We start from the raw sequence: 19,964 nt of genomic DNA on the forward strand, positions 1-19,964 counted from the left end.
AGTTAAAAATAAGGGCTAATTCTACCGCACTTTATGAAAATTTTTTATAAAATCTTTTCATCTTTGTAAAATAAGCGTAAAGTGCGGTAAGAAATAAGCCGATTTTTATCGGCAATTTTTTACCCCAAATGATAACCGCACGCAACATTATTGATATTGCAACCAAAAGGATAATAACAATGACAACCTTTCCTAAATCAAGCAAGTTAGAACACGTTTGTTACGATATTCGTGGGCCAGTTCATAAAGAGGCGCTACGTTTAGAAGAAGATGGACATAAAATCTTAAAATTAAATATCGGCAATCCTGCGCCTTTTGGTTTTGAAGCCCCAGATGAAATTTTGGTGGATATTTTGCGTAATCTGACCTCAGCACAAGGTTATTGTGATTCCAAAGGGTTATATTCTGCACGTAAAGCCATTGTGCAATATTACCAATCAAAAGGCATTCAGGGCGCAAATGTGAATGATGTTTATATCGGTAATGGCGTGTCTGAGCTGATTATGATGTCAATGCAAGCCTTATTGAATAATGATGATGAAGTGTTAATCCCAATGCCTGATTACCCATTATGGACAGCTGCTGCTACGTTAGCGGGCGGAAAAGCGGTGCATTATTTATGTGATGAACAGGCAGATTGGTTTCCTGATTTAGAGGATATTAAAAGCAAAATTACCTCTCGAACTAAGGCTATTGTGATTATCAACCCGAATAATCCAACGGGGGCGGTGTATAGCAAAGACTTATTGCAAGGTATTGTGGATATTGCCCGTGAACATAAATTGATTATTTTTGCCGATGAAATTTATGACAAAATTTTGTATGACGATGCGGTTCATCATCATATTGCCGCACTTGCACCGGATTTATTAACCATTACCTTTAATGGGTTGTCTAAATCTTATCGCGTTGCAGGTTTCCGTCAAGGCTGGATGATTTTAAATGGCCCGAAACAGCACGCAAAAGGTTATATTGAAGGGCTAGATATGCTCGCTTCAATGCGTTTATGTGCAAATCACCCAATGCAACACGCCATTCAAACCGCATTAGGGGGCTATCAAAGCATTAATGAATTTATTCTGCCCGGTGGGCGCTTATTAGAACAACGCAATAAAGCTTATGAACTGATTAATCAAATTCCGGGAGTGAGTTGCGTGAAACCAATGGGCGCGCTTTATATGTTCCCCAAAATTGATGTGAAAAAATTCAATATTTACGATGATGAAAAAATGGTGCTGGATTTGTTGCGTCAAGAGAAAGTGCTATTAGTACACGGCCGCGGTTTTAACTGGCATTCCCCCGATCACTTCCGCATTGTTACCTTGCCTTATGTAAATCAAATTGAAGATGCACTTGGGCGATTAGGACGTTTTTTAGCTAATTATCGTCAGTAATCCATCAATTTAAACGCCAGTTAGTGGCTGGCGTTTTCCCCTTAAATTGTTTTATTCGCCAAAATCCTCGGGTAAGTGGTGTAGCATTGCTTTCCAAATGCTGCTACTACGTTCGCGGTTTTCAGCGAGGCATTGAATAGCCAGTTCAACATTGCCTTGCTCACAACTTTTGCGCAGTGCTTGGTAAAATTGCATCGTGAATTGACGCGATTTTGCTTCAGAAAAGAATAAAGAGGCCACTTGGTGGTAGAGATCTTTAAAGCTATTTAAAATTAAACCATAGACGGGTTTGTTTGCGACAAAGGTAAACGCGCGGTATAAATGATAGTCAAATTCAGCGTACGCCTGTGGCGTGTCTGCCAAGTGCGGTAGATTTTCAAATAATTTTAATGAAGCCACGGGATCGGTCTGAATGGCTTCAGGGATATACTGTTCGCCCATTTTTGTACGTAATGAAACAACATTGGTAATAATCACAGGAATAGTGGATTTATCCAGTTGAATGAGTGTGCTGATGATATTTGGTCCGGCGGTTTCCCATACGTTATTCACGCGGGTTGGTTTGCCGTGCTGAATACTTAGCCAACCATCACGGGCAAGGCGTTGCAACACTTCTCGCAATGTCGTTCTGGTTACCCCGATTTTTTCTGCTAATTCCCGTTCTGCGGGTAGATCAGAACCCGGCGGAAAATGGTTATTCCAAATGCTTTTTACAATATATTCCTCAGCTAATCCCGCTGGGCTTTGGGCTTTAAGAAGCGACTGATGATTATTCATACTTTTGCGCAATTATTTTTTGAAAAATTTGTGACATAGATAACAAAATAGAGATTTGTTATTATCCTTGAAAGGTGGATATATTACAATTGGCACAGTTGTATTTTTTCATTTTAAGGTAAAGGTCGTAATATGAACTATTATCAAGCATTTCTAAAAAATTTTCTTGGTTCAAGTCCTGACTGGTACAAATTAGCCATCGTTGGATTTTTAGTTTTAAATCCAATTTTGTTTTTTTGTGTTAGCCCATTTATTGCAGGCTGGGTGTTAGTGGCTGAATTTATTTTAACCCTTGCAATGGCGTTAAAATGTTATCCGTTACAACCCGGCGGGCTATTAGCCATTGAAGCGGTAATGATTGGAATGACTCGCCCTGAACACGTTAAGGCAGAAATTATGGCAAATTTTGAAGTGATTTTGCTCTTAATGTTTATGGTGGCTGGCATTTATTTTATGAAGCAACTGCTACTTTTTATTTTTACTAAGTTGCTACTCAATATTCGCTCTAAATTGGTTTTGTCTCTTTCATTTAGCTTAAGTGCGGCATTTCTTTCTGCATTTTTGGATGCCTTAACAGTGGTGGCAGTGATTATTAGTGTGGGAATGGGGTTTTATGGTGTTTATCATAAAGTGGCTTCAGGGAAACACTTTGATGATTCTGATGATATTAATGATGATAAACATATTGGTAATCGTAAAGACACGTTGGAAGAATTTCGTGCCTTTTTACGTAGCTTAATGATGCACGCTGCGGTGGGAACGGCGTTAGGCGGTGTAATGACAATGGTGGGAGAACCACAAAATTTAATTATTGCCGAACAAGCGAAATGGGGCTTTGGTGAATTCTTCTTCAGAATGACGCCAGTTACGATCCCAATCTTAATTTGTGGTGTATTAACTTGTATTGCTGTCGAAAAATTTCACTTATTTGGTTACGGTGCAAAACTTCCACGCAAAGTTTGGGGCGTGTTGGCAAAATTTGATCGTAATCGCCAACGTAAAATGAATAATCAAGAACGTATTAAACTTATTATTCAGGCTCTTGTGGGAATTTGGCTTGTCGTTGGGCTGGCTTTCCATCTTGCTGCAGTAGGATTAATAGGCTTAAGTGTCATCATTTTATGTACTTCCGCTTGTGGTATTACGAGTGAACACGCATTGGGTAAGGCATTCCAAGAATCGTTACCTTTTACAGCCTTGCTTGTGGTATTTTTCTCGGTGGTGGCTGTTATTGTTGATCAACACCTTTTCGCACCGATTATTCATTTTGTACTGTCTGCCTCCGAAAATGTTCAGTTAATGCTGTTCTATATTTTTAATGGGGTATTGTCTGCGATTTCAGATAATGTCTTTGTCGCAACGGTCTATATTAATGAAGCAAAAGCTGCGTTGGAACAACATATTATTTCACCACAACAATTTGAATTACTTGCTGTGGCGATTAACACGGGGACAAACTTGCCATCTGTCGCAACACCAAACGGACAAGCCGCATTTTTATTCTTGCTCACTTCCTCGCTTGCGCCGTTAATTCGTTTGTCTTACGGAAGAATGGTTTATATGGCGCTACCTTATACAATTGTGCTATCTTTAGTTGGATTAGCTGCAGTAGAATTTTTATTGCCTACATTAACACAGTTTTTAACTCAATTAGGATTAGTTACTCCAGTATAAGAAGGATTTAAAATGCTGAAATATTTCAAACAGTTATCGCTAAATCGTGGCGGTTGGTTGCTCTTATTGATCTCAACAATCGCCTTAGAAAGCACCGCACTTTATTTTCAACACGGAATGGGATTAGCCCCTTGCGTGATGTGTATTTATGAGCGTGTTGCATTGCTTGGCATTACATTTTCAGCATTAATTGGCTTGCTTTACCCTCGCTCACTCATTTTGCGCGTATTGGCATTATTAGTGGGCTTGGGGAGTGCGGTAAAAGGCTTATTACTGGCAATCAAACACGTTGATTATCAACTTCATCCTGCGCCTTGGAATCAATGTTCTTATATGGCGGAGTTTCCACAGACATTGCCTTTAGATCGCTGGTTGCCTTATATATTTAACCCAACCGGATCTTGTGCAGATATTACATGGTCATTTTTAGGTTTTTCAATGGCGCAATGGATTATCGTAATTTTTTCATTTTATAGTTTATTACTAGCGGTGTTATTAATCAGTCAATTTAAACGTTTAGAGCAAACAAGAAATATCTTTAGATAATTGAATTATAATGAAGATCTCATTTAAAAATTAAATGATTGTAATAAGTCACAGCTAAAAGTTTCAGGTGATTTGGAATAACTGATAGAAAGTAGTTTTAATTAGTATTCATAAAATAAGCTTGCCTAGTCATTACTAGGCATATGAATGAATTACCTAATATAAAAAATATGTCAGTTTAATCTTCTGAATAAGTATAGAATTAGATTTTTGATTTATGTCAGAGACAGATCCTTCATTACGCATACTTAATATGCAAATATTGCGTCAATTACGCCATTATCTATTACTTGCAGAAAGGTATTTTCAACGTGCTTTCCCAATGCCTGAAATAAACTATCAGTTACGAGGTGTGAAAGCAGGCGTGGCATATTTGCAGAAAAACGAAATCCGTTTTAACCGCACGTTACTACTGGAAAATCCCGAATATTTTTTGCAGCAAATTGTCCCTCACGAATTGGCACATTTGATTGTTTATCACGTTTTTGGGCGAGTAGCACCACACGGTAAAGAATGGAAAGCTGTGATGGAAACGGTTTTTCAGCAACCTGCTGAAATTTATCATCATTTAGATATTAAAAACGTGCAAGGTAAAACCTTTGCTTATCACTGCGGTTGCCGCACTCACAATCTCAGCGTACGTCGTCATAACAAAGTGCAAAAGCAAAGTGCGGTGTATTTTTGCCGCGAATGTAAACAGCCCTTAATTTACTTAAAAATCTCTTAGAAGCTTCATTGTCAATTCTTATCCGATATAAATTATTGTAACAATGTATTGCTTTTAAGAGCGTGGTTTTCCACCGCATTTTTTTATGCTGAAATCGTTTAGCTTTATTTGATGAAGCCTTTCTAAATGTTTACAATACAGCAATTTTCTTAATGAACGGTAACATAATGAAACGGCATCAACTTCTGTTACAAGAAATGGGGCTTTCCCAATGGCAACTGGTTCGCCCTGAAAGCTTGCAAGGTGTAGTTAATATTCCTATTGATGAGCGGGTACGGTTGGTGATCATTAGTGAGGCTGAAAATCCCCCTATTGCGTTATTACAGGATATTTTGCGTAGCTTAGATGTGAAGCAAAATGAATATTTAACGATTCATTTTGATTTTATCCCGCATTTGCACGTCAGCCACGAAGTACATTATTGGTTATTAAGCGAAAATTCAGAAAAAATCCACCGCACTTTGCCGTATTGTCAAAAAGCCTTGAGCCAATGGCTATCGCCAAATTGGGAAACCTTGATGGCAAGCCCGCAAGAAAAGCGTCAATTATGGCAGCAAATTCAAGGAATTAATCCATAATGATAAAGATCTCACCGATTCAATCACAAGATTTTGAACGATTATTTTCGATCGAACAGCAAGCGCATCTTATGCCTTGGTCTTTAGGGACATTAAAAAATAATCAAGGTGAACGCTATTTCAATTTAAAATTAGAGAAAGAGCAGCATATTATCGGTTTTGCCATTTGTCAGAATGTGCTTGATGAAGCTACCTTGTTCAACCTTGCCATTGATCCTGCTTATCAAGGGCAAGGCTTAGGAAAGCAATTATTGCATTCTTTAATCGATGAATTGCGCGGGCAGGGAATTTTGACATTATGGTTGGAAGTGCGTCAATCCAATGAAATCGCGCAAAGGCTTTATCGGCAATGCGGCTTTAACGAAGTGGATATTCGCAAAAATTATTATCCGACGTTAGACGGCAGACGAGAAAATGCTGTGGTAATGGCGTGCTATTTATAAGGAACAACAATGCTAGAACGTTATCGTGGGGAAATTATCCTTTTATTTGTAACCATTTCTGCTGCCATTGGCTGGTTCTTTTCAAAATATGCTATTGATGCCTTGCCCTCGGTGGGATTTATCGGCTTGCGATTTTTTCTTGCTGCGTTGGTTTTCTTACCTTTTGCTTATCCTCATTTACGCCGTTTGAGTCATCGGCAGGTGCTTAATGCCTTGCTAATTGGGGGCGTTTTTGCGGTTTTTCTTGGTGTTTGGATTTTGGCAATCACCAATAATACCAATTTTGGTGAAGGGGCGTTTCTCACCAGTTTATCAATGTTAATTGCGCCGTTGCTCGCTTGGCTACTGTTCAAACAAAAGCCGCAATCTCGTTTTTGGCTCAGCTTGCCCATTGCGATTTCAGGCTTGTATTTTCTTGCTTTAGGTGATAATGGGTTTAATCTTTCTTCAGAGAATAGCTTGTATTTACTCACTTCACTGTTAGCTGCGACTTATTTTGTGCTTAATCATCATTATGTTCGCCATATTCCTGTGCTGCCTCTCACCACCATTCAGCTAGCAATGGTTGGTATTTTATGTGGTTTGTATTCGATTTTTATGGAAACTTGGCCAGAGGATATTCCGAATGAAACTTGGGGCTGGCTGGCAGCCAGTGTGCTGATCGCAACCAATTTTCGTTTTTTATTGCAAACCCTTGGTCAGAAGTATTCCAGTGTAGGAAATGCGGCATTAATTATGTTGCTTGAGCCTGTGTGGACACTTTTTTTAAGTATGATGATTTTTCACGAACCGCTTACATCACATAAGGCATTAGGTTGTGGGTTAATTTTTCTGGCGTTAATGTTCTACCGCTTGCCGAAAGAAAAGCTGAAACAATTTTTGCGTAGAAAAAAATAGTAAAAAAACACCGCACTTTCTTTAGTTATATCGAGAGCCTAACTCGTTGGCAATATTGTTGATATGGCTTGCCAAAAAGTGGTAATAATGTTTGTTCTTCTTGCTTAATTTGGAACTGATTTATAATCATAATAAAGCAAATCGGTTCTAAAATTGCTAATTCTTTTCCTAGCCACAAAAACTAGCTTAGCAAGACCAGCCATAAGCTAAGGTGCATTGGGTTAGGGCTGTACGCATAAATGCCTTTTGTGATAAGACGGGAGGTTTTCTCTGTTGCTAGTATGCTTATGGTTGTTTTAGCTTGATGAAATTGCCAAAGGCTACAAATGGCAATAAGGCTTGCCAATATCCTTATGGGGAGAAGAAAGAGAGGCGGGAAAGAGAATAATCCAGCGGGAGGAACAAAATACATTCCGCCCGCATAGGCAAGAAATACAAGGGGAGGAGGAAGGATAATCTTCCCTATTAATAATTCACTTTATGCCCATAACCTTCTAAGATTTGCTTGATGTGTTCAAGCGATTCTTTTGTTGGTGGTTTTACCTCTTCCAGTTCGTATTTTTCCCCCATTGCTTCCCATTTATGCGCTCCTAATCGGTGGTAAGGCAGAAGTTCCACTTTTTCAATATTATCCATATCTTTGATAAAGTTGCCGAGTAGATGGACATCTTCATCGCTATCCGTCCAACCGGGGACAACCACGTAGCGTATCCAAACTTTTTGATTGCGTTTTTGCAAATATTTCGCAAACTCAAGGGTACGTTTATTGGGAACACCGATAAGATTTTGGTGAATGCGATCATTGAGTTCTTTGAGATCTAACAACACTAAATCCGTCACATCAAGTAATTCATCAATAATATGATCATAATGACGAACAAACCCGTTGGTGTCTAAACAAGTGTGAATACCTTCTTTTTTACAGGCGCGAAACCAATCCCGTACAAATTCCGCTTGCAATACAGCTTCTCCTCCTGAGGCAGTAACACCACCACCAGAAGCATTCATAAAATGGCGATAAGTGACCACTTCTTTCATCAGTTCTTCTACGGAAATTTCTTTACCACCGTGTAGATCCCAAGTGTCACGGTTGTGGCAATATTTGCAACGCATTAAGCACCCTTGCAAAAACAGGATGAAACGAATCCCCGGGCCATCAACGGTTCCGCAAGATTCATAAGAATGATAGCGAGCTAAAACTGACATAATGTTCCTTTGTTAGAGAATGTAAAATCGTTAATTTCTATTTAAGGCTTTGAGAAAAGGATTAAATAGAAATTAATCTGCCTCACGATGAGGCAGATTGGGTATTATAGCGTAATATTAAGGAAAAAAGTTATTTTCCGCTCCAAGCTTTTATCGCATCGTGGCGAATTTTTACACGGCTTTGATTATCACCTTTGTAATAATCTTTGGCTAAACCGCCTTCCCAATCACCATAGTTTGGATTTGGTAGCATAATAAATTTTTTACCAAATTGTTTGCTATGTTGTTGTACAAATGCACGGCGTTCTGCATTAGATTTGTGATAAGTGGCATCACCAAAATCATTTAAATTATCACCAACATAAAGTACGATGTCATAACCTAATTTTTCAATTTCAGCAAAGCGTGCTGATTTGCTAGATTTATCTTTTTTCAAATAGAGAACCTCTTCACTCGCACCGATGAAGCCAAGCGTTTTAAGGTCATCTAATGTTGCCGCTTTTTCTGTAGCATCTTTGCGGTTAGAAACGTAGAATACTTTACCGTTGTGGCTATTAACATAGTTATTAAATTCTACCGCTCCCGGTACAGCAGCGGTTTCTCGTGCATTTACCCAACGAGTCCAATCATCACCATTGAAGCCTGTACCTGTTTGTACCTGCCAGCCTGCGTAGGCACTGTTATCCATCATTGTTTCATCAAGATCAACGACAACCGCTTTTTTCTTACCTTTTGCAGCCTTAGCTTGATCAAAGGCAAGTTTCGCCATATTGAAAGCTTGATGAGTCAGTGCTTGATATTCACCTGATTGTTGCACCCAATTCAAGCCTAATACGGCTTGCTCTTGTAGTTGTTGTTCTGCATTTTGTTGCGATGAAGAACAAGCTGTGAGCGCAAGTATGGATGAAAGCGTAAGCATAGAGAGTGTCAATTTCATTGTTTTCATAAGATCTCCTAATGAGTGAGGGATAAATTTTTGCCAAAAAACTACCGCACTTATTATCGCAAATAAATTTTATCTCACAACTATTTTTAGCCATTTAGCCTCATTAGTTATAAGATTTCACTCTTTCACAAAAATCTGTTTTAAATTCATATCGTCCGTTGTTATTGGGGATTGCAACAGAAATAATATGGCTATCAATAATAGCAAACCGAATGTTGTTACCATATTTATGGTATAAGTCTGCATTATTTAAGCAATGTTTATTAAGTATTGCGTTAAAACTGGTTTTTACCAACGCTTGCTCAAAGGTTAAATAATAAAATTGACCGATAATGGGTTTATAGTTGCAAGATACGGCAAAAATAAATTTTATTGCAATCAAACTCATTAGTAACTGGTAGCATAATTTTTGTTTTTTCTGCGCACTTTTATCTAGCCAAATCAGATTTCGCCATAAAGAAATTTGATAGTACACCGCAAGTATCCCCATTAATGCCGATACAATAAATAAAAATAAGATAATGCCACTGATCAGGATAAATAACACCTGAGTAGAGGTGTGAAAGAAGCTAATTGTGAAGCCAGTTCTAACACAAACCTCTTCTGAGACGACACAGTTAATATAAATGAGGTAAGGCGTTGAAATAATAAAAACAAGCGGTTTATTATTAAACGTTGTTTTACATTTATCAACGAATTGCTTATTGTCTAAATAGCAATAAGATAGACAGATCACAATTGCTAGCAGTAATAAACTAAGATCAATAGGCTTTTTAGGTTTGGCGGTTATTAGAAAAATGAATATGCCAAATAAAATAGCTATTCTGAGATAATATTGATATTTAATAGTGAGCCAATTTAGTTCTCTTGGCAGTTCTTTTATTGCAATGCATAAATCGTTATATAAAGAATATAAGTATTGACGCATAGTTTTTGATGAAATAAAACATAAAAATGGTCGGTATATATTGATACCGACCATTTACCCTAGAAAGATTTAAATTACATTGATTGTGTAAATGTACGTGTAATTACATCTTGTTGTTGTTCTTTAGTTAAAGAGTTAAAACGCACAGCATAACCAGAAACACGAATGGTTAATTGCGGATATTTTTCTGGATTTTCCATTGCGTCTAACAACATTTCACGGTTCATTACGTTCACATTTAAATGTTGCCCCCCTTCAACAGTGGCTTCGTGGTGGAAGTAACCATCCATTAAGCCTGCAAGATTACGTTTTTGTGCTTCGTAATCTTTACCTAATGCATTTGGTACGATTGAGAAGGTGTAAGAAATACCATCTTTCGCATAAGCAAATGGAAGTTTCGCCACAGAAGTTAATGATGCTACCGCACCTTTTTGATCGCGTCCGTGCATTGGGTTTGCACCCGGTCCAAATGGCGCACCTGCACGACGACCATCAGGTGTATTACCTGTTTTCTTACCATAAACCACGTTAGACGTAATGGTAAGCACGGATTGTGTTGGAGTTGCATTGCGGTAAGTATGATGCGTTTGAATTTTTTTCATAAAGCGCTCAACAAGATCAACCGCTAAGTCATCAACGCGACTATCGTTGTTACCGAATTGTGGATATTCGCCTTCAATTTCAAAATCAATCGCCACATTAGAGGCAACCACATTACCGTCTTTATCTTTAATATCCCCACGCACAGGTTTCACTTTAGCATATTTAATTGCGGCTAAAGAGTCTGCAGCAACAGAAAGCCCTGCAATACCACAAGCCATTGTACGGAATACATCACGATCGTGGAACGCCATTAAGGCTGCTTCATAAGCATATTTATCGTGCATAAAGTGAATAATGTTCAATGCGGTAACGTATTGCGTTGCTAACCAATCCATAAAGCTGTCCATACGCGCCATTACGGTATCGAAATCTAACACTTCATCTGTAATTGGTGCTGTTTTAGGACCAACTTGCATACCTGATTTTTCGTCAATACCTCCATTGATTGCGTATAATAAAGTTTTTGCAAGATTTGCACGCGCACCAAAGAATTGCATTTGTTTACCAACGACCATTGGGCTTACACAACAAGCAATCGCATAATCATCACTATTGAAGTCTGGACGCATCAGATCATCATTTTCGTATTGGACAGAAGAAGTATCAATAGACACTTTAGCACAATAGCGTTTGAATGCTTCTGGTAATTGTTCAGACCAAAGAATAGTTAAGTTTGGTTCTGGTGAAGGTCCCATTGTGTAAAGTGTGTGCAAGATACGGAAGCTGTTTTTGGTTACTAATGTACGACCATCTAAGCCCATACCAGCCAATGTTTCGGTTGCCCACATTGGGTCGCCAGAGAATAATTGATCGTATTCAGGTGTACGTAAGAAACGCACCATACGTAATTTCATAACAAGATGATCAATTAATTCTTGTGCTTCTTGTTCAGTAATTTTTCCTGCTTTTAGATCACGTTCAATATAAATATCTAAGAAGCTTGATACACGACCAAAAGACATCGCAGCACCATTTTGTGATTTTACTGCAGCAAGGTAGGCAAAATAGGTCCATTGTACGGCTTCTTGTGCATTCGTTGCTGGGTTAGATACATCAAAACCGTAAGACGCCGCCATTTCTTTAATTTTACCTAATGCACGGTGTTGTTCTGCAATTTCTTCACGTAATTGAATAGTAGCTTGAATATCTTCACCACGTTCTAATTTTTCTTGTAATGAATTAAATTGTTTAAATTTATCTTTCATCAAGAAATCAGCACCATAAAGGGCTAAACGACGATAATCCCCGATAATACGACCACGACCATAAGCATCTGGTAATCCAGTGATAACACCTGATTTACGGCAACGTAAAATATCTGGTGTATAAACATCAAATACCCCTTGGTTATGGGTTTTACGATATTCCGTAAAGATATGTTCAATTTCAGGTTTTAATTCGCGACGGTAAACTTGGCAAGAGCCTTTTACCATTTTAATTCCGCCATAAGGCATAATGGCACGTTTTAATGGGGCATCTGTTTGTAAACCCACAATTTTTTCTAAATTTTGATCGATATAACCCGGTTTATGTGAAGTAATTGTTGATGGAGTATCTGTATCAATGTCATAAGGTTCGTGAGTTTTGTTCTCAACCTTAATTTTTTCCATTACTTCATTCCATAATTTGGTTGTTGCTTCAGTTGCACCAGCAAGGAATGATTCATCACCTTCATAAGGGGTATAGTTTTTTTGGATAAAGTCACGTACATTGACTTCTGTTTGCCAATCGCCTGGGGTAAATCCTTCCCACGCTTTTTGTTGCGCTTCAGTTAATTGAGTCATTACTATTTTCCTTTAACGTAAATAAAATTTAATTATGTAAAAACGATGAAAAAAACAACCGCTCTTACGCCAAACTAATGTGAATGTGGTTTATTAGTAAACCACTGCATTAATGCAATACATACCCCGCCACCAACAATATTACCAAGCGTAACAGGGATAAGATTTTTTACGACAAAATGATATACATCTAAATCAGCAAATTGCTCGGCATTCAACCCGATAGCTTGCCAAAATTCCGCAGAACTGCAATGCGCTGTAATGATACCAAGTGGAATCATAAACATATTTGCTACACTATGTTCAAAACCAGAAGAAACAAATAAACCAATTGGCAAAATCATAATAAATGCTTTATCAGTCAAGGTCTTTCCGGCATAGCTCATCCAAACTGCAATACATACCATAATGTTACATAAAATACCTAAACTAAAGGCTTCAAACCAACTATGATGAATCTTATGCTGTGCGGTTTTTAGAATGGTTAACCCCCATTGTCCATTCACAGCCATTGTTTGCCCAGCAAACCAAATGAGTCCAGCGATGACGATAGCACCTAAAAAATTACCGGTATAAACGGCAATCCAGTTGCGTAACATTTGAATCGTATTAATGCGTTGCCCTGCACGTGCAACCAGCGTCATCGTTGATGAAGTAAACAATTCCGAGCCACAGACAACCACCATAATCACCCCAACAGAGAAAACTAAACCACCTACGAGCTTGGCTAAGCCCCAAGACACGTTGGAGAGACCAGTTTGTGTTGTTGTATAAAAAACAAAAGCAAGAGCAATAAATGCGCCTGCAGAAATTGCGGAAAGAAAAGAATAGAATTGATTTTTAGTCGCTTTATAGGTCGCGATATTTTCGGCTAATTGCGCCATTTCTGTTGGCGTTGCCATAAAGCTGACGGAGTTTTCTGTTTTCATCACACACCCTACAAAAATTAACTGTCCCTATTCTAAGGTATAAACCTGTAACTTAAAACTAAAAAAAAGTTTATTTTTTATAAAATTTGTTCAAGATCAAATTTATTTACATTTGTGTAACATATTGAAATAAAAAACAAGTTTGGCATTAACATAAATTTAACAAATGGATTGCAAATTGCTATTTTAGAACTTTTCTGATAAAAATAACCGCACTTTATATACCGCAAAATATCAATCAATATGCGGATAAAAAGCGTACAATAAGGATTGTATTTATCTCTCAATATCCCTTTAAAATATAAGGAATTGCTATGGCAGAAGAAACCATTTTCAGCAAAATTATTCGTAAAGAAATTCCAGCAAATATCCTCTATCAAGATGAGCGAGTAACGGCATTTCGTGATATTTCCCCCCAAGCGCCTACGCATATTTTGATTATTCCAAATAAATTAATTCCAACAGTGAACGAAGTAACTGAGCAAGATGAGCTGATATTAGGGCGTTTATTTACCGTGGCAGCTAAATTGGCGCAGCAAGAAGGCATTGCGGAAGATGGGTATCGCCTTATCGTCAATTGTAACAAACACGGTGGACAAGAAGTGTATCATTTACATATGCACTTACTTGGTGGTGAATCTTTAGGAAAAATGTTGGCAAAATAATGAAAAAACTATTTGTTCTATGCGGATTAAGCCTACTGCTTGCGGCTTGTGGCTCAACACCCTCGCAAAATATTGTAAGCGAGAATGAGCCTATTTTAAATGTAGAAGCAAATTTAGCGCCGTTGATTGAGACAAAGTTGCGCGATAATAATGTTTGGCTAAAGAATACTAGCCCACATCAGCTTGATGTCGCTTATTATTTCTTTTGGTATGACAAAAATGGCGTAACCCAAGGGGAAGAACCGAATTTACATTCGCCTTCTAGCTTGCTTCTACAACCAAGCCAACAAACCAATTTAACCCCTGTTCCACCAACAAAACAAAGCGTTAATTACCGCTTATACCTTCGTTTGAATAAATTGCAATAAGGATTTCAATGTCAGCTTTACTTATCGATCTTACTGGACAAGAAGTTAGCCAAGAAGAATTAGAATTACTTGCACATCCATTGGTTGCTGGCGTGATTTTGTTTACGCGTAATTTTTATGATCGTGAACAAATTCAACATCTTGTCGCCACCTTACGGCAAAAAGTGAAGAAACCCTTATTGATTACGGTAGATCAAGAAGGCGGACGGGTACAACGATTTCGTGAAGGCTTTACCCAACTTCCCGCAATGCAAGCGTTTGCCGAACTTATCAGCCATACCGCACAACAACAAGAATTCGCGCACCAAGCGGGTTGGCAAATGGCAGCAGAAATGACCGCACTGGATATTGACTTAAGTTTTGCCCCAGTGCTGGATTTAGGTCATCAATGCCGTGCTATTGGTGATCGTAGTTTTCACGCTGAAATCGATCCAACACTTCGCCTAGCTACAGCGTTTATTCAAGGTATGAAACAAGCGGGTATGGCAAGCACAGGCAAACATTTCCCCGGTCATGGACACGTGATCGCTGATAGCCATTTAGAAACCCCTTATGATGAACGTCCACAAGCGCAAATTTTTGCGCAAGATATTCAACCCTTTAAACAGCTTATTGCACAAAATTTGCTTGATGCCGTAATGCCAGCACACGTGATTTATAGCCAATGCGATAGTCAGCCTGCAAGTGGTTCAGCTTATTGGTTGCAAACAATTTTACGTCATCAGCTTGGTTTTAACGGTGCGATTTTTTCTGATGATTTAGGTATGAAAGGCGCAGGTTTTATGGGTGATTTTGTTGCACGTTGTCAGCAATCATTGAATGCGGGTTGTGATTTATTACTACTATGTAATGAACGTGAAGGTGTAATCCAAGTTCTTGATCATTTCCAACCGCAAGAAACCACGGAACAATATGCACTTCGCCAACAACGTTTACAAAGTTTATTTAAACGTAGTCAATTAGATTGGAAAACCCTTGAAAACTCAACGCGTTGGAAAGAAAATCAGCAAAAATTGACCGCACTTCAACAAGATTGGTTAGCGAGAGCTTAAATGTCAGTAATGCCTGTTTGTCCGCACTTTATCGCGGGGCAATGCCGTTCTTGCCAATGGCTTGAAATGCCCTATTCAAAGCAGCTTGATGAAAAAAAAGCCCATTTAGTTCAACAACTTGTTGGGCTTGATCTTTCACAGCTTGAATGGCTACCAACTTATCCCTCTGCACAGCAAGGTTTTCGTAATAAAGCCAAAATGGTGGTAAGTGGCTCAGTAGAACGCCCGATTTTAGGCATTCTTAGCAATCCTAATGATCCACAAAGTGCGGTAGATTTATCAGACTGTTTACTCTATCCTTCCCATTTTGCACATATTTTTCATCAATTAAAAATCTTTATCGGACGAGCTGGTTTAGTGCCTTATCACATTACGAAACGTAAAGGGGAGCTAAAATACATCTTACTCACTGAAAGCCAAATTAACGGCACATTAATGTTGCGTTTTGTGTTACGTTCAACGGCAAAACTTGCGTTAATTCAACGAGAATTACCACAGTTATTAGCAAATTTACCGCAAATAAAAGTGGTGAGTTTAAATATTCAACCCAAACACGCGGCAATTTTAGAGGGTGAGGAAGAAATTTTTCTCACAGAACAAAAACAATTAGAAGAAAATTTTAACCAAATTCCCTTATTTATTCGTCCACAAGGCTTTTTCCAAACCAATCCTAAGGTAGCAGAAAGCTTATACGGCACGGCACAGCAATGGATTAAAGATCTTCCCATTAGCAACATCTGGGATCTGTTTTGTGGCGTAGGTGGCTTTGGCTTACATTGTGCGGCGATCTTGCAAGAAAAAGGGCGAAATGTGCAATTAACGGGCATTGAAATCTCTCCATCAGCCATTGCAAGCGCCAGCTCATCAGCAGAAAAATTGGGCTTAACGCAAGTGAAGTTTCAATCCTTAGACGCAGCAAATTTTGCCTTAGTACAAAATGAAAGACCAGATTTGCTGATCGTCAATCCGCCACGCCGTGGCATCGGCAAAGAACTAGCGCAATTTCTCAACAAATTACAACCGCACTTTATTTTGTATTCCAGTTGCAATGCCGTTTCAATGGGCAAAGATTTACATGAATTATCTCGCTATCAAGCTCAAAAAATTCAACTTTTTGATATGTTTCCTCATACTGCGCATTATGAGGTATTGATGTTGTTAGAGCGGTCAAAGGTATGATGGGCGGTCTTTCTCTAGCTATTAATGAAATTGAAGATTACTTTGAATAATGTTGATGATAACCCCATAAAAATCCTTAAACAGAAAAGGAGGAATTTTAATATAATGATGTAAAAAATACGGTGAAAAATCACCGCACTTTTTATTTTAGGGAAATCACTGTTTTAGCAAAAATGCTTAATCAACTTACTCAATAATTCATTCGTTGGTTTAATAAATTCTGCACATAGATATTCATCTGGCTGGTGGGCTTGTTCGATTGAACCCGGTCCAAGCACCAAGGTTGGGCAGAGTTGTTGAATAAAAGGGGCTTCGGTGCAGTAGTTCACCGCTTCGCATTTTTCGCCAAGTAATTTTTCCACCACTTGGACAATTTGGGCGCTGTGTTCGCATTCATAACCTGGGGTGGGTTCATGCAAGGCGCGGAGTGAAATCAGATCGCCCCATTTTTCAAACATTGGGCGAAGTTTTTCTTGTAACATTGCATTGAGATCTTCTAGACGCATTTGTGGTAAGGGGCGGATGTCGAAATGCAATTCGCAGCACGCACAAATACGATTTACTGCATCCCCCCCGTGGATTGCGCCAAAATTCATTGTCGGATAAGGAATGGCAAAGGCGGAATGATGATATTTTTCCTTTAACTCGTTACGCATTTCCATTAAATAGCCTGTTGCTTCGTGCATTAATTCAATGGCGTTAATGCCCTTGTCTGGATCGCTAGAATGCCCTGTTTTACCTGTAATTCTGACTGCTTGTCCAATATGTCCTTTGTGCGCGCGAACGGGTTTTAATGATGTTGGTTCGCCAATAATCGCACAATCTGGGCGGATATTACTGTGTTGGCTGAAGGTTCTTGCCCCAAGTAGGGTAGTTTCTTCATCGGCGGTGGCGAGAATGCGTAATGGTTTGTTTAATTTAGAGAGATCAATATGGCGTAAGGTTTCTAACACGAAAGCGAAGAATCCTTTCATATCAGCTGTGCCTAAGCCGTAAAATTTACCGTCTTTTTCGGTGAGTTTGAAAGGATCAAAATGCCAGCGTCCTTCATCGAAAGGCACGGTGTCTGTATGTCCTGCAAGTAGCAGTCCCCCTTCTCCTTCGCCATAAGTGGCTAGTAAATTGAATTTTTCTCGGCTGCCCTGCACGGGGATAATGTTCGTTTTAAAACCTAACTCATTAAGCCAAGTGGCAAGAAGTTCAATTAACGTTTTATTTGATTGGTCAAATTCTGCTTCTACGCTACTGATGGTAGGCAAGGCAATAAGCTGAGAATACATTTCAAGAAAAGTAGGCAATTTTTTCATTAAGTTTATCCTGTATTAAATTAAAGATTGATTTTTGATTAATTATGCATAACAATAGCATAATTAATCAAGGGTTATCTTTTTCTATGAGGCAAATTTTCTATGTGTTCTATGCAAAAAGCCATCATTATTGGTGCAAGTGGCTACACTGGGGCTGAACTGGCTCGTATTTTAACGTTGCACCCCGCATTTCAACTTAATGGATTATATGTTTCTGCGCAAAGCCAAGATGCACATAAAGCCATTTCCGATATTTATCCACAGCTTAAGCATATTGTGGATTTACCGTTACAACCTTTGGGGGAAAATTTAACCGCACTTGCCCAAGAAAATGATCTGGTATTTTTAGCCACCGCACACGAAGTGAGCCACGATCTTGCGCCAATTTTCTTGCAAAATCAATGTAAAGTCTTTGATTTATCCGGCGCATTTCGCGTAAACAACGCAGAATTTTATCCACAATATTATGGCTTTGAACATCGCCATCCTGAATTATTAGAAAAAGCGGTTTATGGGTTAGCGGAATGGAATGATCGCGCCATTGCACAAACCGATTTAGTGGCGGTGGCAGGTTGTTATCCAACGGTTTCACAACTGAGCTTAAAACCGTTGATTGAAAATAATTTATTAGATCTCAATCAATTGCCAATTATCAATGCGGTGAGTGGGGTAAGCGGAGCGGGGCGTAAAGCTTCACTGACGAACAGTTTTTGTGAGGTGAGCTTAAATGCTTATGGCGTATTTAACCATCGGCATCAGCCTGAAATTGCCACGCATTTAGGCACAAATGTCATTTTTACGCCACATCTCGGCAATTTTAAACGCGGTATTTTGGCGACAATCACCGCAAAATTAAACGCAAATGTAACAGACGCTCAAATTCACGACGCTTATCAGCAATATTATGCGAATCGACCACTGGTGCGTGTTTATAAACAAGGATTACCAAGTATTAAGTCCGTAGAATTTACGCCTTATTGTGATATTGGATTTGCCACTCAAAACGGTTATATCATCATTGTTGGCGCAGAAGATAACTTACTCAAAGGTGCAGCAGCACAAGCGGTACAATGTGCTAATATTCGTTATGGTTTAACAGAAACCTTAGGCTTGATTTAGTGGAAAAAAGAATGAAACCTTTAGTGATTAAATTAGGTGGTGTGCTGTTAGATACGCCACAAGCAATGGAAAATTTATTCACCGCATTAGCAAATTATCAGCAAAATTTTGCTCGTCCTTTGCTTATTGTACACGGTGGTGGTTGTATCGTTGATGAATTAATGCAACGTCTTGCATTGCCAGTCAAGAAGAAAAATGGGTTAAGGGTTACCCCTTCTGATCAAATTGAAATTATTGTGGGCGCACTGGCGGGGATTGCAAATAAAACATTGTTGGCGCAAGCGACGAAATTTAATCTTAATCCTGTTGGGCTTTGTTTAGCGGATGGGCAATTAACAAGCGCGAAACAAATTGATGTTGAATTAGGACACGTTGCGAACGTATTTCCCAATAATCCGCAATTATTACATACATTATTAAGTGAGGCATTTTTACCTATTATTAGTTCTATTGCGGTAGATGCGCAAGGGCGTTTAATGAACGTGAATGCGGATCAAGCAGCAACGGCGATTGCAGCATTAATGGGAGGCGATCTGGTGATGCTTTCTGATGTGGATGGGGTTTTAGATGCCAATAAACAACGCCTACCACAGCTTAATAGCGAGCAAATTCAACAGCTTATTCAGCAAGGTGTGATTACAGACGGAATGATCGTTAAGGTCAATGCCGCATTGGAGGCAGCAAAAATACTTAACACGGGAGTGGATATTGCCAACTGGAAATATCCAGAAAAATTGACCGCACTTTTTGCAGGTGAGATAATCGGCACCAGAATTTTACCTTAAGCGTAAAGCAATTTGGTATGGGCGAACATTTACGTTCGCCTCTACATTTTTAATGAT

At 38.8% G+C, this 19,964-nt stretch carries 21 protein-coding genes; 13 read left to right on the plus strand and 8 right to left on the minus strand.

What is annotated here, in order from left to right; all coding sequences use genetic code 11:
* The first annotated feature begins 179 nt into the window (after positions 1 to 179).
* Positions 180 to 1,394, plus strand: coding sequence for a pyridoxal phosphate-dependent aminotransferase (locus L5B90_RS07885; RefSeq protein WP_265762600.1), 1,215 nt, complete (start codon positions 180 to 182; stop codon positions 1,392 to 1,394).
* Positions 1,395 to 1,445: 51 nt separating this feature from the next.
* On the opposite strand, the gene fadR is transcribed toward L5B90_RS07885, so the two are convergent.
* Entirely contained in the window at positions 1,446 to 2,171 is a 726-nt protein-coding gene (gene fadR / locus L5B90_RS07890) for a fatty acid metabolism transcriptional regulator FadR (RefSeq protein WP_265762601.1), read from the minus strand.
* A 132-nt stretch (positions 2,172 to 2,303) separates the two neighbouring features.
* Between fadR and nhaB the strand changes: the two genes are divergently transcribed.
* The 6 genes from nhaB (at position 2,304) to L5B90_RS07920 (ending at position 7,036) form a co-directional block, all read left to right on the plus strand.
* Positions 2,304 to 3,845 (plus strand): Na(+)/H(+) antiporter NhaB, encoded by a 1,542-nt coding sequence (nhaB, locus tag L5B90_RS07895; protein WP_250349580.1) that lies wholly within the window; start codon positions 2,304 to 2,306, stop codon positions 3,843 to 3,845.
* A gap of 12 nt (positions 3,846 to 3,857) precedes the next feature.
* Positions 3,858 to 4,391, plus strand: coding sequence for a disulfide bond formation protein DsbB (gene dsbB, locus L5B90_RS07900; RefSeq protein WP_265762602.1), 534 nt, complete (start codon positions 3,858 to 3,860; stop codon positions 4,389 to 4,391).
* Positions 4,392 to 4,608: 217 nt separating this feature from the next.
* Positions 4,609 to 5,118 carry a SprT family zinc-dependent metalloprotease gene (locus tag L5B90_RS07905; RefSeq protein WP_265762603.1) on the plus strand — a complete coding sequence of 170 codons (510 nt, stop codon included), beginning with the start codon at positions 4,609 to 4,611 and terminating at the stop codon, positions 5,116 to 5,118.
* A 167-nt stretch (positions 5,119 to 5,285) separates the two neighbouring features.
* On the plus strand, positions 5,286 to 5,696 hold the full coding sequence (locus L5B90_RS07910; RefSeq protein ID WP_250349584.1) for a DNA polymerase III subunit psi: 411 nt from the start codon (positions 5,286 to 5,288) through the stop codon (positions 5,694 to 5,696).
* On the plus strand, positions 5,696 to 6,139 hold the full coding sequence (gene rimI, locus L5B90_RS07915) for a ribosomal protein S18-alanine N-acetyltransferase (protein ID WP_265762604.1): 444 nt from the start codon (positions 5,696 to 5,698) through the stop codon (positions 6,137 to 6,139). Before L5B90_RS07910 ends, rimI begins: the two co-directional genes overlap by 1 nt.
* 9 nt (positions 6,140 to 6,148) lie before the next feature.
* Positions 6,149 to 7,036, plus strand: coding sequence for a DMT family transporter (locus tag L5B90_RS07920; protein ID WP_265762605.1), 888 nt, complete (start codon positions 6,149 to 6,151; stop codon positions 7,034 to 7,036).
* Between the two features lie 181 nt (positions 7,037 to 7,217).
* Here the strand turns inward: L5B90_RS07920 and L5B90_RS07925 are convergent, their stop codons facing one another.
* The 6 genes from L5B90_RS07925 to focA all read right to left on the minus strand — a co-directional run bounded on the left by L5B90_RS07925 (position 7,218) and on the right by focA (position 13,432).
* Entirely contained in the window at positions 7,218 to 7,448 is a 231-nt protein-coding gene (locus L5B90_RS07925; protein ID WP_250363511.1) for a methyltransferase, read from the minus strand.
* Positions 7,449 to 7,501: 53 nt separating this feature from the next.
* Positions 7,502 to 8,242, minus strand: a complete 741-nt coding sequence (pflA, locus tag L5B90_RS07930) for a pyruvate formate lyase 1-activating protein (RefSeq protein WP_250363510.1) — start codon at positions 8,240 to 8,242, stop codon at positions 7,502 to 7,504.
* A gap of 130 nt (positions 8,243 to 8,372) precedes the next feature.
* Positions 8,373 to 9,188, minus strand: coding sequence for a 5'-nucleotidase, lipoprotein e(P4) family (locus tag L5B90_RS07935; protein ID WP_326938216.1), 816 nt, complete (start codon positions 9,186 to 9,188; stop codon positions 8,373 to 8,375).
* 103 nt (positions 9,189 to 9,291) lie between these two features.
* Positions 9,292 to 9,663, minus strand: a complete 372-nt coding sequence (locus L5B90_RS07940) for a hypothetical protein (RefSeq protein ID WP_250363509.1) — start codon at positions 9,661 to 9,663, stop codon at positions 9,292 to 9,294.
* A gap of 527 nt (positions 9,664 to 10,190) precedes the next feature.
* Positions 10,191 to 12,503, minus strand: coding sequence for a formate C-acetyltransferase (gene pflB / locus L5B90_RS07945; RefSeq protein WP_250349589.1), 2,313 nt, complete (start codon positions 12,501 to 12,503; stop codon positions 10,191 to 10,193).
* Positions 12,504 to 12,577: 74 nt separating this feature from the next.
* A complete protein-coding gene (gene focA, locus L5B90_RS07950) occupies positions 12,578 to 13,432 on the minus strand; it encodes a formate transporter FocA (protein ID WP_265762606.1) in 855 nt (284 codons plus the stop codon).
* A gap of 314 nt (positions 13,433 to 13,746) precedes the next feature.
* Here focA and hinT point away from each other — a divergent pair, with 314 nt between their 5' ends.
* Genes hinT through rlmC form a run of 4 tightly spaced genes read left to right on the plus strand, consistent with a single transcriptional unit; the run spans position 13,747 to position 16,696 of the window.
* Positions 13,747 to 14,097: a purine nucleoside phosphoramidase gene (hinT, locus tag L5B90_RS07955; RefSeq protein ID WP_250363507.1), complete on the plus strand. Its 351-nt coding sequence runs from the start codon at positions 13,747 to 13,749 to the stop codon at positions 14,095 to 14,097.
* The gene (locus tag L5B90_RS07960; protein ID WP_250363506.1) at positions 14,097 to 14,465 is read left to right on the plus strand and encodes a YcfL family protein; all 369 of its coding nucleotides are present in this window, start codon (positions 14,097 to 14,099) and stop codon (positions 14,463 to 14,465) included. Before hinT ends, L5B90_RS07960 begins: the two co-directional genes overlap by 1 nt.
* A gap of 8 nt (positions 14,466 to 14,473) precedes the next feature.
* On the plus strand, positions 14,474 to 15,517 hold the full coding sequence (gene nagZ / locus L5B90_RS07965; RefSeq protein ID WP_265762607.1) for a beta-N-acetylhexosaminidase: 1,044 nt from the start codon (positions 14,474 to 14,476) through the stop codon (positions 15,515 to 15,517).
* 9 nt (positions 15,518 to 15,526) lie between these two features.
* Positions 15,527 to 16,696 (plus strand): 23S rRNA (uracil(747)-C(5))-methyltransferase RlmC, encoded by a 1,170-nt coding sequence (gene rlmC / locus L5B90_RS07970; RefSeq protein WP_265762753.1) that lies wholly within the window; start codon positions 15,527 to 15,529, stop codon positions 16,694 to 16,696.
* 164 nt (positions 16,697 to 16,860) lie between these two features.
* Here the strand turns inward: rlmC and argE are convergent, their stop codons facing one another.
* Positions 16,861 to 18,003 carry an acetylornithine deacetylase gene (gene argE / locus L5B90_RS07975; RefSeq protein WP_265762608.1) on the minus strand — a complete coding sequence of 381 codons (1,143 nt, stop codon included), beginning with the start codon at positions 18,001 to 18,003 and terminating at the stop codon, positions 16,861 to 16,863.
* 111 nt (positions 18,004 to 18,114) lie between these two features.
* On the opposite strand from argE, the gene argC reads away from it, so the two are divergent.
* Both argC and argB read left to right on the plus strand, forming a co-directional pair.
* Entirely contained in the window at positions 18,115 to 19,122 is a 1,008-nt protein-coding gene (gene argC / locus L5B90_RS07980; protein ID WP_250351649.1) for an N-acetyl-gamma-glutamyl-phosphate reductase, read from the plus strand.
* An 11-nt stretch (positions 19,123 to 19,133) separates the two neighbouring features.
* On the plus strand, positions 19,134 to 19,907 hold the full coding sequence (gene argB, locus L5B90_RS07985) for an acetylglutamate kinase (protein WP_265762609.1): 774 nt from the start codon (positions 19,134 to 19,136) through the stop codon (positions 19,905 to 19,907).
* Positions 19,908 to 19,964 lie beyond the last annotated feature (57 nt).

The sequence above is a fragment of the Avibacterium sp. 20-129 genome (assembly GCF_026226845.1).
In the GTDB taxonomy this organism is placed as follows: Bacteria; Pseudomonadota; Gammaproteobacteria; order Enterobacterales; family Pasteurellaceae; genus Avibacterium.